Raw genomic sequence first — 13,404 nt, 5'->3', positions numbered from 1 at the left:
CCGCCTGCAAGACGGTGCAATTCGGTGATGATTTGGTGCGTTGGAAATTGGTTCACCACTGTAACCTGCACTTCATCCTTTTTGTAATATTCACGTACGGATAAGGCAGATAGTAATCCTGCATAACCTGCACCTAAGATGACGATTTGTTTTGACATAGTTAATCCCCCGTCCTTACTGATTGAAAGTTATCAAATTATTTTTGGTTTTTACGTTCTGAAGAGACTTCAAGAAAAGCTTGGGCGAAACGGAAAAGCTTTTGTGCTTGCGGATCTTTCATCATTTTTAACAGACCAAAAAGACCGATCACATCATTATTCGCTTCTGCACGATCCTTAGCCTCGATGGCATTCGCAGCAAGCCCTTTCACTGAATGGACTACAGGTGTCGCGATCTCCGAAATGGCGCTGACCGTATCATTTTTCAACACATCATCAGTCGCAACCGATTGAGCGAAATCATAAGACTTTGTTAAAATATTCACTAACTCAGTCAGTTTTGGTAACTGCTCGACTAAAGTGTTCAATGATTCCTGAACCTCAGGCTTTAAAAGCTGATCTAAGATATCCAATTGCTCTTGGTTTGCAGAAATATTAAGTGTTTCATGTTCAGGTTTTGAGATTACATCTACCATATCTAATTCCCCTTTAAACTTAATTATTTTGATTTATGTTTTTTCCGCCGATACTACTAATCATACGACTCTAATCTCTTAATTTCAAATATTTCTTTTGTGATACGAATATAATTTTATCGTAATAATTAAGAGTTATTTGGTGGTTTTTTTGATTTATCTTAATATTCCAAAAGAGTATTAAGATTATTCTGGTTATAATACCTTATATAAAGAGGGGATTAGAGGCATTCTACCTTGTCATTTCCTATAATAATAAATCTATAGCAGACACCTTTTTGTTTTGCTATAATGTCCATAATCTTTGACGGAATGGGACTCGAGAATATTTTATCTGATTTAGGGTACATACTATTATCGGAATTGGAGTTGATGCCCTTGGTAGAACGCAGGATGTTAAAGGTACGTGGTGAGATTATCGAAATATCGTCTAGGTATAATGAAAAATATAGTAAATGGAATTGTACAGCTAAAGTTCCTAATAGTTCCATTATTGCTTATTGTCGTGATAAGAATAAGCTTCGTGCTGAGACAGTTTCTATGAGCAGGTTATTAATTACGTATGAAGACTATAAAATTGTTTGATAAATAGAGAAAAGGCGCCCAATCTTGAAGATGAAGTTGGCGCCTTTTTTATAGAATAATATTTTATTTGCGAACCGGGAATATATCTTCGAAAATGGAGATATATCATCGGAAACTTCTGAATTATCTGCGAAAGTATACGATTTATCGATTTTTCGACAAAACTTCGATTAAAAAAAGCTATTTTATTAGTGAAAAGCAACGAAATTGTCAAAAAATATATCAGAAAATACTGAAAAGGATAGTAAAATTATGTTAATATATTTAAAAAAAGTATTATTTTCTAAAGTAATAATGAATAATTTATATTTAAAGGATCTCCATTAAGAAAAGGTATTTCTAAACAGCAATTAGTTCAATTGATTTTACTACAATAAAATGAAATGGAGTCGATACAATGGTGAGTATTACTGGATATGGGAAAGCGAGAGAAGAAGCAGTGAATAATTTTCAGGAATTTGTGGGTTTTGAAATTCCTGAAGATTATAAACAATTTCTCCTTAAGCATAATGGCGGCACAACTACGGTTCAAAACTGTAAGTTTTATGTAGATGGATTAGACACACTTGTATGCTTACATGCACTTTATGGATTAGAGCTTCTAGATAAAGAACTGGATTTACAGAAATGGCATGAAGAAAACAGAGAAGACTTACATAAGAATTGCATCATAATAGGTAATGATACATGTGCAGGTAAAATTTTGCTGATAAATAATGAAGAAGAAAAGGGAGTTTACTTCTGGGATCAAGGTTGGTATTCGGATCCATCAAGCCAGGATGAAAACATTTATAAAGTTGCATCGAGTTTTCAATCCTTCATTGAGGGATTGAAAGTCCCGGAGGAAATCTAATTTTATTGTAATCCCCTTGATTGGCTCATGCCATTCAAGGTTTTTTATTGTCATGTTAATGAGGAGATAAAAATGTATAAAATATTATTGGTTGAAGACGATCTCAAAATAGCTGGAATTTTGGTCAATTATTTAAAAAGGTATGGGTATGGGGTTTTTGAAGTGAAGCAACTGGACCAAGTTTTTGCGGAGTTCCAGGATATAAAGCCAGATTTGGTTTTATTGGATATTAATCTGCCCTATTATGATGGGTTCCATTGGTGCCGGCTAATAAGGACGGTTTCGAAGGTTCCTGTCATATTCATCTCGGCAAGGACAGATGAAATGAACCAAGTCATGGCCATTGAATATGGGGGAGATGACTATTTAACAAAACCATTTCATTTGGAAGTGGTATTAGCGAAAATAAAGAGTGTCCTACGTAGGGTGTATGGTGAATATGCGGATATATCTTCATTCCACCAGCAAGTAAAGGAAATGGAGGGATTAACGCTTTATACGGAAAAAGCGATGATCGAATATCAAGACAATCAGGTAACGTTAACTCAAAATGAGTTGAAATTATTGAGTTGTTTACTACGACAGTATGACACAATCGTCTCTCGTGAAGAGTTACTTGAAGCATTATGGAATGATGATTCATTTGTTGATGACAATACATTGACCGTCAATGTCACAAGGGTACGAAGAAAACTTGAGGATATTGGCATCAAGCATGCCATAACAACTAGCAGGGGAAAAGGATATCGACTAAAAATAGTGCAAGGTGAAGAAAAGTGAAGCTGAAATCCTTTATTAAAGACCGTCTTTATTTTATATTTTATACTGTTCTATTGGTAAGCCTGCTTATTATTGCTTATGCATTAGCCGTTCTGGAAGCGGTGAATCACATATCGATTTCAAATATCATCTATTTAATTATTCTCGCGTTGTTTATGATGCTTATATTTTTAGCGGCCGATTACATAAGGCAATACCGCTTCCTTAATCAATTAGCAAGGATGACGCAAGAACCGAGCTTGTCGTTTGAATATGTCGAAGCCCTTAGGGAACCTTTGACAAATGAACAAAAGTTGTGGATGGAGCTTTTTCAACAAATGAACAAGGTAACCATTGGGCAATTACAAGAACAAATCAAACAGAAGGAGCAATATGAGCTGTTGATTCATCAATGGGTTCATCAAATGAAGACACCTGTTTCAGTCATTTCCTTACTGATTCAAGAAGGCAAAAGGACATTTTCGAATGAGCCGATGAAGGATTATCTTAAAGAGATAGAAGAAGAAAATGATCGATTTCGCAGAGGGCTGGAAATTATATTGCATGGGGCAAGGCTGCAGCGTTTTTCGGAGGATGTAAAATCGGAGCGGGTTGACTTAATTAATCTAGTCAAGCAAGTAATTAACGAGGAAAAAAAACAGTTCATCAAACGGTTCATATATCCCAGGCTTGAAACGGAGCTTGAGAATGTATATGTACATTCGGATCGAAAGTGGCTGCACTTCGCCGTTAGTCAGGTGGTCTTTAATGCACTGAAGTATTCAAGGCAGGAAGAGCATGACAGCATAACGTTCAATATCATTGAAAAAGAGTCGGAGATTTTCCTTAGGATAACAGATCAGGGAATTGGAATCGTCCCACATGATGTAAAACGGGTGTTTGATCCATTCTTTACTGGTGAGAACGGGCGAGTCAAACAAGAGTCAACCGGAATGGGACTATATCTTGTGAAGGAAATCGTTAATAGACTTGGGCATGTCGTTACCATCCAATCGACTGTATCCGAAGGGACTACTGTGGAGTTTCTCTTTAAGACAAATATCTTACATGAAAGGTGACAGAATTGTAAGGGTGCTAAACGATTATGTAATAAACTTCGATGGGAGCCTCCCGCTTTATTCATTATACTTACGGTAAGAAAGGGAGGTATTTTCGGATGTCGATTTTAAAAGCAGAACAACTATCCAAAACTTATTTTCAAAAACAGGGGAATTTATTTCATAAGGCGTTACATAATTTCACCATGAATGTACAGAAAGGGGAATTTGTCGGAGTGATGGGTCCATCCGGCAGCGGGAAAACCACCCTGCTTAACTTAATGGCCACGATTGATAAGCCCACCACAGGTAAAGTCATTCTAAATGATCAAAATCCGAATGAATTAAACAATCAGGATCTGGCATTGTTTCGCAGAAGGGAAATTGGATTTGTTTTTCAAGACTTCAACCTTCTTGATACACTTACCGTTCGCGAAAATATCCTCCTTCCTCTAGCGTTAGATCATTATAAACTGCAGGAAATGGAATATAGGGTAAGTCAGTTGGTAAGCCTTCTCGGTATAGAAGGGATTTTAGAAAAGAGGACTTTTGAAATTTCTGGAGGTCAGCAGCAACGAACGGCTTGTGCAAGAGCGATGATTCATGAACCTTCCATTATTTTAGCGGATGAACCTACTGGTAATTTGGATTCCAAATCTGCCAAGCAGGTAATGGATACCCTCACGACACTTCAGGAGAAAAAGGGAGCAACCATCCTCATGGTCACTCATGACCCGACTGCCGCCAGTTTCTGTGACCGGATTCTATTCATAAAGGATGGCAGGTTCTTTTCGGAGGTTCACAGCGGAGGGGAAAGGCAGAGCTTCCATCAAAGGATTTTAGATACGTTAAGCGTTTTGGGAGGAGTCTATCATGAACATCCGACTTCTCGCTAAGAGAAATATTCAAGGAAATGCACAACGTTATCTTGCTTATTTTTTTAGTATTGTCCTTTCCGTCTCAATCTTTTTTATTTACGCATCGTTTATCTTTCATCCTGATGTGGTCCATGCGAATATTCCAGGGGGACAGTTAATTAGTAAGGGACTCATTGCAGCTGAAATAGTGATCATCATATTTTCAGTTTTTTTTATCGCTTATTCGAATGCAGCATTTATACAGCCGCGAAAAAAAGAGTTTGGGCTGCTGACACTGCTTGGAATGTCCAAATCCCAACTTAGAAAACTGATTTACCTGGAGCAAACGATGGTTTCCCTCATATCTATCCTGATTGGAGTTGGCTTAGGGTTTTTGTTCTCAAAGTTATTCTTAATGGCAATTTCTTGGTTATTGGCTGTAGAGCAACCAATATCATTTGTCTTTGTTCCTGAGGCCTTTGTTTATACAATTGTTGGTTTCGTTTTACTATTTCAGCTATTATCGCTCCTTTCATTGTTCCACATAGGAAATGCGGAGGTAGTCGATTTACTCAAAGATAAACAAAAACCCAAAAAGACTCCCTTCGTTTCAAAGTGGTTAATTGCACTATCAGCAGTTTGCTTAAGCATTTCTTATTATTTGGCAGGTACGATGTCGTTGAACAATTCTTATAGAGTATTGCCCATAGTATTCTTCGTACTGATCGGCACCTATTTTTTATTCAGCCAAAGCATTGTCGCTCTATGCAGCAGGCTTTACCGGAAGAAGAAAAGCTTATATGGCGGAACGAATTTAATTACTCAAACAAACCTGATATTCAATATTAAGGACTATTCCAGGTTATTCTTTTTAACCTCGATCATTACAGCCGTGATTTTGACAGCTGCTGGAACACTTTTCATGTTCAGTGCAGATTTAAAAAAGCAAGGGATGGATAACATTCCGCAATCAATTGGCTGGGTTGAACAAGACGCTTCCATTTATTCAGTTATTGAACCATCTTCAGTGGAGAATACATTAAAGGAAGATGGATTCAAGATCCTTTACGAAGTAAATATGACTGGAGTGCCCATCACCCACATGTTACCCCATATGAGAACGGGAGAACCCAATGAAAATAGGTCATTATTAATCTCGGAAAGTGATTATAACAATGCGGCTGCATTGCAAAAAATTGAACCAGCAAAGTTATCTGGAAAAGAAGCGTTATATATTTTTCCTTATGGGGGACTGGACTATCAATTCGTCCATAAGGGAGAACAAAAGGAGCTGCACTTTGGCAATCGAACCATTCAGGTAACAATGATTGGTCAGCGCAATCAATCGATAGTGGCACCCATAAAAGCAGCAACGACCCTGATGGTGGTCGATGATCAGCTGTATCATGAAATCACAGCTGATGTGCCTTTAAAAGAGAAGGTAAGAGTACGAGGGTATGAAATTAAAGACTGGGAAGAATCAATGGAAACAGCTGCTAAAATCGAAAAAATGTCTAATAATCCTGACCATAATCAATTGCAAACAAGAGCTCCGATTTATCAAGAAATGAAACAGGGAAGCATATTGATTCTTTTTATCGGCTTGTTTGTCAGTCTATTATTCTTTATCGTTCAAGGGAGCATGATGTATCTGCGAGTTTTTACGAATTTAAAAGATAAAAAAATTCAAATCCATGCCCTTCATCGATTGGGGTTGACAAAAAAAGAAATACGGCAAATTTTAAGCGCCGAAATACGCATCCTCTTTTTCGCTCCGTTTCTGATAGGGGTGATTCATGCCATAGTCGCCTACGTGGCACTAAGCAATTTATTGGAATCGAATTTGTTTGTCTACTCGGCCATGGTCATCGCAACGTATTTTCTTTTTCAACTGCTATACTATCAAGTAACTAAAAAGATGTATGAGCGGGCAGTCATCAATTCTATTAAATAAAAGCTATCATATGTATTGGAATCTGGGGTTCAGTCCCAGATTCCATTTTTTTTATTTAGGAGTCCTCTCATTGAAACGGCATTTTTATTGATGATAAATTAGTTAATAAGAACTATTGAAAGAGGAGTGATCCGCTATTTTGCACAAATATATGAAATATGGTGTGATTTTACAGGTTAAACCTTTACAATCTTGTAATATTTTCATATAAAGGGTAAAATTATTTATTTGAAGCGAGAATATCGAACCCCGCATCATTTATTTTTATCATTTTCACATACATAATTATACTAAAATAATTACTTTATGGAGATAAAATGATTTATTGGAAATGATTAATAGTAGACGTGGTTTATATTAAAACATAAAAGGTCATATGATGAAAAAAATAGTGGGTGATCTGTCAATTACTTGATTTATTATAGTATTATATGCCTGGGGTTATAGAGAATATTAGATTTTTCCCTATTTCTTTATCCCCTAATATAGTAAACTCAGAATAGGTTCGTTAACTTTTAGCTGCTAGAGATGAGGTAAGTTTAATCCTATGAAAAATAAAAAGTTAAGGGCACTTCTTTATTTGACCATACTTTTATTGATTGTTTTCATTCTTCTAAATATGTTTTCAACATATTTAAGCATTAAAAATTCTGTGCAAAAATCCGTTGCCAATCAAAACTTGGTAGCTGCCAGATCTATAGCCGACTCGATGGATATGGAGGCTTATCAGCGATTTCTCAATAACCAAGTAAAGAGCCAGGATTATTCGGATACAAAAGCTTACTTAGAGGATGCCCGTGAAAAAATAGGAGCATTATATGTTTATACCATCATGATTGATAATCCCACAGTATCCAAGTGCATGATTACTGGGTTTTCTAAAGATCATAAAGGGGATTTTCCTATCGGTGGTGCATGTACAGTTCCGCCGGAGCAGGTCAAACAGGGATATGAGGGCAAAAGCTTCATTACCGGGATTCTAGAAGATCCGGAATATGGTGAGTATTTGACTGTAGGAGTACCAATGAAAAATCAAGATGGTGACATTATTGGTTTTTTGGGCATTGATGTGAGCGCGGAAGATATTAATGCCATTAACGGCAAGGTTTTGAAAAGCAGCATTGCCATTCTTGTTTATAATGGTGGATTTGTCATCATGCTGCTGGTTACCTTTTTTGTCATTCAAAAATGGTATCAAAAGGAACTGACACGTGAAGTGGGGGATACGGAAGATACGTATCAATCGGAATTTCAATCTCTATTTGCTTCAGTCCGCTCATTAAGGCATGATTTTTCCAATCATATTCAGGTGATACATGGACTGCTTAAATTAGAGGAGAACGCAAAAGCACTCGAATACTTAACTGGGCTTTCAAAAGAAGTCCATTCAATTGAATCGATGAAATTGGATGTGATTCATCCGGGCTTATCTGTCCTGTTGGAGACAAAAAGGCTCTCGGCCCAGAATTATAATATCGATATCGAAATTGATGTTTCACCCAAATCCTTCAATCGGATCAAAACAATTGATTTGATAAAATTATTATCAAATGTTATCGACAATGCTATTGAGGCAACAATTGAATTGCCAGAGCAAGAACGCCGAATGGATATTGCCTGCAAAGCTGATGATGAAAAGTATTCGTTTATGGTCACGAACACCGGACCAATGATTTCGGAATTAGATCTGGAGAATATATTCGCCAGCGGTTTTTCAACCAAAAAGGCACAAAAGGGCAAAGTTCGCGGACAAGGATTGTTCATCGTCAAAGACTTAATGAACAGATATGATGGGGAGATTCATGTACAATCCTCTGAAAAAGAAACGACCGTTACGATGATCATTCCCGTAAATGGAAAAATGGGCTAAATTGATCCAAAGGAAACACATTTGATAAGAAGGTATGACCCTGAAAGGGATCATACCTTTTTATATAAAGATGATGATTATTGCAGGTGAAAAATTGAATAAAAGTGCCTCAATTGGACATAATGGGTAGATGTTTAGCTGCTCTCAACGAGATTATGATAAGATAGGGAAAAAATCATTTAAGGCAGTGAGATTGTGAAACAACAAAAAGGAAAACTTCTCGTTATCATTGGACCGACTGCTGTTGGGAAGACAAAGATGAGCATTGAGATGGCAAAGTTATTTAATGGTGAAATTATTAGCGGAGACTCCATGCAGGTTTATAAGGGGATGGATATTGGTACTGCAAAAATCAAGAGGGAAGAAACAGAAGGAATCCCTCATTATTTACTTGATATTAAAGAACCTGATGAACCATTTAGTGCGGCAGAGTTCCAGGAGCGAGCCAATGCTTGTATCGAGGATATCCAAAGCAGAGGTAAACTTCCCATTATCGTGGGTGGAACAGGATTATACATACAATCAGTCATCTATGATTATCAATTTTCGGAGGCGCCATCCGACCCTGTTTATAGGGAGGGACTTGAAAAACAGGTAAGGGAGTCAGGAATCGATCCTGTTTTTGAACAATTACGCAGCATTGACCCGGAAAGCGCGAATCGGATTCATCCCAATAATGTAAGAAGGGTGATCAGGGCACTTGAGATTTATCATTGTACTGGTAAAACGATGAGTGAGCAGCTGAATGAACAGCCTACAGAATTCAAATATGATACGTGCATCATTGGCTTGACAATGGAACGTGAAAAGTTATATCAACGCATCGATCAACGTGTTGATGTTATGGTAGAAGATGGGCTGATTCAAGAGGTGGAGTCATTTCATGAAAAAGGTTTGAGGGGTTGCCAATCGATCCAGGCTATAGGCTATAAAGAAATCTATGATTATTTTGATGGAAGGGCTTCATTGGATGAAGCCGTTGAGACATTAAAGCAAAACTCCCGTCGATACGCAAAAAGGCAATTGACCTGGTTCCGGAATAAAATGGATGTAATTTGGTTTGATATGACCGATCTCGAGGGTTTTCCAAAAAAAATACATGAAATATCTGGATTTATAGCAGGAAAGCTTTTCGGTGAAGGCGAATACATAAATTTAGAGAGAAAAGAGGAGGACTAATACATGAAACAATCAGTAAATATTCAAGATCAGTTTCTTAATCAATTACGTAAAGATGGTACGTATGTGACGGTATTTTTATTAAACGGGTTCCAGATTAGAGGACAAGTGAAAGGGTTCGATAATTTTACCGTTTTATTTGAATCGGAGGGCAAGCAGCAATTAGTCTATAAACATGCGATTTCTACATTTGCTCCACAACGTAATGTTCAGATCGATTACGAAGTGAAGGAATAATCATATATATGAATGTAAAAAACAGGTTTAGCTTATAGCGACCTGTTTTTTTTTGCATGCCCTTCTCTGTCCTTTTTCAAAGAATCGATAATTTTACGTACCTTATTTGAATATATATCAAGGGACGGATTATTTTCCGGGAAACCGCAGGAAATGACATTACCCCTAATATATTGGTGAATGGGATTGGGATTTGTCGTAATAAATCCTCCAATGAAAAAATCCTGTCAGAATAAGTCGCTTTTCAAGAAGGGAATGGGGCTTAATCACGAAAGGAATAAACGAATTTTCCGATGGGATAATTTTGGCTATGCAGCATTTGCCATGCCATCATAAAAAACTGTTGTGTTAGAGTCAGGGTCCAAGATGGAGAGGTGAATGAAATGGAACAACCGATCCGTATGAAAAATAACGGGCAAATCAATATTGTGTTTAATGCGGAAAACAGAAAAGCGCTACAAAAGGATCTGCCGATAAAAGAAATTTTGGTGCAGGAAATCCCCCACCAGCATGTGGCATTGAAAGAGATTGAAGATGAACTGAAATCGCTGGTTGGAATGGAAGAAATGAAACGGATGATAAAAGAGATATATGCCTGGATTTACATTAATAAACAACGTGAGGCAAAGGGGCTGAAAACTGGCCGGCAAGCGCTGCATATGATGTTTAAAGGAAATCCGGGAACAGGGAAAACAACGGTTGCACGTTTAATCGGGAAGTTGTTTCAAAAAATGAATGTACTTTCAAAAGGGCATTTAATTGAAGCGGAGAGGGCAGATTTAGTCGGGGAATACATCGGTCATACTGCCCAAAAAACCAGGGATTTAATTAAGAAGGCCATTGGCGGAATTTTATTTATTGATGAAGCCTATTCCTTGGGAAGAGGCGGCGAAAAGGACTTTGGAAAAGAAGCCATAGATACCCTTGTCAAGCATATGGAGGATCGGCAGCATGAATTCATTTTGATCCTTGCTGGATATTCGAGGGAAATGGAATATTTCCTAAGTCTTAATCCTGGCCTTCATTCGAGGTTCCCGCTTGTTATTGATTTTCCGGATTATACGATTGAACAGTTAATGGAAATAGCCGATCGGATGCTGCAGGAAAAGGAGTATCTTATGAATCGGGATGCCGAAAGGAAATTAAGGGAACATTTAATCATATTACGTTCTTTCCGGGGACCTATTTCATTCTCTAACGGTCGTTATATCCGCAATATAATAGAAAAGTCAATTAGGGCACAGGCGATGCGGCTCTTACTGGAAGATTCATTTGAAAAATCCGATTTATTGACGCTTACCAGCCAAGATTTGATTTTCGAGGATGAAGAGAAAGAATGACATGGAAAAGCCCACCAGGATGGCGGGCTTTTCAAATTTATGTTTTAGGCACCCATTTTTTATTAGGAAGATGCCAATTATTGGTATAAGAAAGGACTCGCAATATTGTGATGACGGCAAAGAGCGAATAAAGCTGCCATGATTGGGATAATACACCACTGCCTAAAGCTAAGCCTGCAATGATGGCCCATACTGCGTAGATTTCTTTCCTGAAGACCAATGGCTTTCTTCCGGCCAGCACGTCACGGAGTATCCCGCCGCCGCATCCGGTTAATGCAGCTGATACTATGATGGCGCTTATTGGATGATTAAGTTCCACGGCATACATCGCCCCTTGGATGGCAAAGGCTGAGAGGCCAATGGCATCAGTGAGATTTCCCCATCTGTCCCAGTGCTTTGATAGGTTTGTAGGAAAAACAAAAACGATGGTGATGGATACTAAAGCGATGACAAAATAGAAACTTTGATCCCATAAAGCTGAAACGGGGACGCCGATCAACAGATTGCGGATTGCCCCGCCGCCAAAGGCGGTTATGATTCCTAAAATATAAACTCCTAAAATATCATACTCTTCTTCCATGGCGATGATGGTTCCGCTTATTGCGAATGCAATCGTACCTATGAAGCTTAATACTTCCCATGTCATATGAATGTCCCTCTATGTCTTTTCGATTTTGATGGTAAAGCCAAATTTGATTTTAGCATGGTATCGCAATTTTTAAAACGGTTAAAAGCTTCGTTTTGAGGAAATTTTTATATATTCAATTTTTTTGTTATGATTAAGATAAATTTACCAGAAGGTGGTGCGTGTGATTTGGAAGAAGCAATAAAGGAAACGGCTGTCTTGATTGGGTGTCAAACAACTGAGACAAGTGAACATTTTGAATATTCACTCGATGAACTGTCTTCTTTGGCGAAGACGGCGAATGCTGAGGTTTTAATGACCATCTCCCAGAAAAGGGAAAGCGTCGATCCGGCTACATATATAGGAAAAGGAAAAGTGGAAGAACTCCGGAATCTGGAAGAGGAGCTGGAGCCGGATTTATTTATCTTTAATGATGAATTATCCCCGAGCCAGATTCGGAACCTTTCGAAACAATTGGAGGCAAGGGTCATAGACCGGACACAGCTAATATTGGATATATTTGCTCAGCGGGCTCGATCCAGGGAAGGGAAGCTGCAGGTTGAACTTGCTCAGCTCCAATATTTATTGCCGCGTTTGGTTGGACAGGGGACGGCAATGTCCAGGCTAGGAGGCGGAATCGGCACAAGGGGACCAGGGGAGACGAAGCTGGAAAGCGACCGCCGCCACATCCGTGGAAAAATAGATGAAATCAAGCACCAATTAAGTGGAATAGTGAAGCATCGTGAACGCTATCGTGATAGAAGAAAACGTAATAAGACCTTTCAAATAGCACTAGTGGGATACACGAATGCAGGTAAATCAACGCTGTTCAACCGTTTGACGGAGGCGGATTCATATGAAGAGAACCAATTATTCGCTACGCTGGATCCCATGACACGAAAGGCGATTCTTCCTAGCGGATTTACCGTGCTTCTGACGGATACGGTTGGATTCATACAAGATTTGCCGACATCTTTAATTGCCGCATTCCGCTCTACCTTGGAAGAGGTGAAAGAAGCGGATCTGCTGTTACATGTGGTCGATTCCTCAAGTACCGATTACTTTAATCATCAGAAAACGGTGCAGGATTTGCTAAATGACTTAGATGTCCCTTCCATTCCACAGCTCACGTTGTATAATAAGAAGGATAAGGTTCACGCTGATTTTGTGAGATCATCCAGTCGTGCTTCATTAATGATCAGTGCCTATGAACAATCGGATCTGAATGAAATCATGGAAGAAATTGAAAAGTACGTGATTGAAGAAATGATCCCGTATCATGTTTTCCTGCCATCGAGTGAGGGTAAACTACTATCACAGCTGAAAAATGAAACCATATTGCGCACTCTCTCCTTTAATGAAGAATCGGAAAGATATGAATGCAAAGGTTTTTGTCTAGCTGATCATCCAATAACCGGGCAGCTGGAGAAATATTCATTATAAAGGGGAATTT

General features: G+C 38.3%; 13 protein-coding genes and 1 pseudogene. 11 read left to right on the top strand and 3 right to left on the bottom strand.

Annotated features, from left to right (window positions below):
- Positions 1–158, bottom strand: a pseudogene (locus tag ACFX4H_RS26110) (NAD(P)/FAD-dependent oxidoreductase); the annotation flags it as partial.
- A 38-nt stretch (positions 159–196) separates the two neighbouring features.
- The gene (locus ACFX4H_RS26105; RefSeq protein WP_048883030.1) at positions 197–634 is read right to left on the bottom strand and encodes a helical membrane plugin domain-containing protein; all 438 of its coding nucleotides are present in this window, start codon (positions 632–634) and stop codon (positions 197–199) included.
- 291 nt (positions 635–925) lie between these two features.
- On the opposite strand from ACFX4H_RS26105, the gene ACFX4H_RS26100 reads away from it, so the two are divergent.
- The 10 genes from ACFX4H_RS26100 to spoVK all read left to right on the top strand — a co-directional run bounded on the left by ACFX4H_RS26100 (position 926) and on the right by spoVK (position 11,326).
- Positions 926–1,219, top strand: coding sequence for a hypothetical protein (locus ACFX4H_RS26100; protein ID WP_251542508.1), 294 nt, complete (start codon positions 926–928; stop codon positions 1,217–1,219).
- Between the two features lie 397 nt (positions 1,220–1,616).
- Positions 1,617–2,072, top strand: coding sequence for an SMI1/KNR4 family protein (locus tag ACFX4H_RS26095; protein ID WP_052137464.1), 456 nt, complete (start codon positions 1,617–1,619; stop codon positions 2,070–2,072).
- Positions 2,073–2,144: 72 nt separating this feature from the next.
- A complete protein-coding gene (locus tag ACFX4H_RS26090) occupies positions 2,145–2,852 on the top strand; it encodes a response regulator transcription factor (protein ID WP_034313447.1) in 708 nt (235 codons plus the stop codon).
- Complete coding sequence (locus ACFX4H_RS26085; protein ID WP_377436516.1) at positions 2,849–3,910, top strand: sensor histidine kinase; 1,062 nt, start codon at positions 2,849–2,851, stop codon at positions 3,908–3,910. The genes ACFX4H_RS26090 and ACFX4H_RS26085 overlap by 4 nt, the downstream gene beginning before the upstream one ends.
- A 98-nt stretch (positions 3,911–4,008) precedes the next feature.
- On the top strand, positions 4,009–4,785 hold the full coding sequence (locus ACFX4H_RS26080) for an ABC transporter ATP-binding protein (protein ID WP_377436515.1): 777 nt from the start codon (positions 4,009–4,011) through the stop codon (positions 4,783–4,785).
- Positions 4,763–6,700, top strand: a complete 1,938-nt coding sequence (locus ACFX4H_RS26075) for an FtsX-like permease family protein (RefSeq protein ID WP_377436514.1) — start codon at positions 4,763–4,765, stop codon at positions 6,698–6,700. The genes ACFX4H_RS26080 and ACFX4H_RS26075 overlap by 23 nt, the downstream gene beginning before the upstream one ends.
- A 547-nt stretch (positions 6,701–7,247) precedes the next feature.
- Positions 7,248–8,570 carry a sensor histidine kinase gene (locus tag ACFX4H_RS26070; RefSeq protein ID WP_377436512.1) on the top strand — a complete coding sequence of 441 codons (1,323 nt, stop codon included), beginning with the start codon at positions 7,248–7,250 and terminating at the stop codon, positions 8,568–8,570.
- A 258-nt stretch (positions 8,571–8,828) separates the two neighbouring features.
- Positions 8,829–9,749 carry a tRNA (adenosine(37)-N6)-dimethylallyltransferase MiaA gene (gene miaA, locus ACFX4H_RS26065; protein WP_063592605.1) on the top strand — a complete coding sequence of 307 codons (921 nt, stop codon included), beginning with the start codon at positions 8,829–8,831 and terminating at the stop codon, positions 9,747–9,749.
- Positions 9,750–9,752: 3 nt separating this feature from the next.
- Entirely contained in the window at positions 9,753–9,986 is a 234-nt protein-coding gene (gene hfq, locus ACFX4H_RS26060) for an RNA chaperone Hfq (RefSeq protein WP_034313436.1), read from the top strand.
- A 383-nt stretch (positions 9,987–10,369) separates the two neighbouring features.
- Positions 10,370–11,326 (top strand): stage V sporulation protein K, encoded by a 957-nt coding sequence (gene spoVK / locus ACFX4H_RS26055; RefSeq protein ID WP_034313433.1) that lies wholly within the window; start codon positions 10,370–10,372, stop codon positions 11,324–11,326.
- Between the two features lie 37 nt (positions 11,327–11,363).
- On the opposite strand, the gene ACFX4H_RS26050 is transcribed toward spoVK, so the two are convergent.
- Entirely contained in the window at positions 11,364–11,972 is a 609-nt protein-coding gene (locus tag ACFX4H_RS26050; protein WP_063591629.1) for a trimeric intracellular cation channel family protein, read from the bottom strand.
- 168 nt (positions 11,973–12,140) lie between these two features.
- Here ACFX4H_RS26050 and hflX point away from each other — a divergent pair, with 168 nt between their 5' ends.
- Positions 12,141–13,394, top strand: a complete 1,254-nt coding sequence (hflX, locus tag ACFX4H_RS26045) for a GTPase HflX (RefSeq protein WP_376708063.1) — start codon at positions 12,141–12,143, stop codon at positions 13,392–13,394.
- Positions 13,395–13,404: the final 10 nt, after the last annotated feature.

The sequence above is a fragment of the Peribacillus sp. YIM B13477 genome (assembly GCF_042787955.1).
GTDB lineage: Bacteria > Bacillota > Bacilli > Bacillales > DSM-1321 > Peribacillus > Peribacillus frigoritolerans.
The sequence above is the reverse complement of the archived record's forward strand: the minus strand, read 5'-3'. Positions and strand labels throughout refer to the sequence as shown.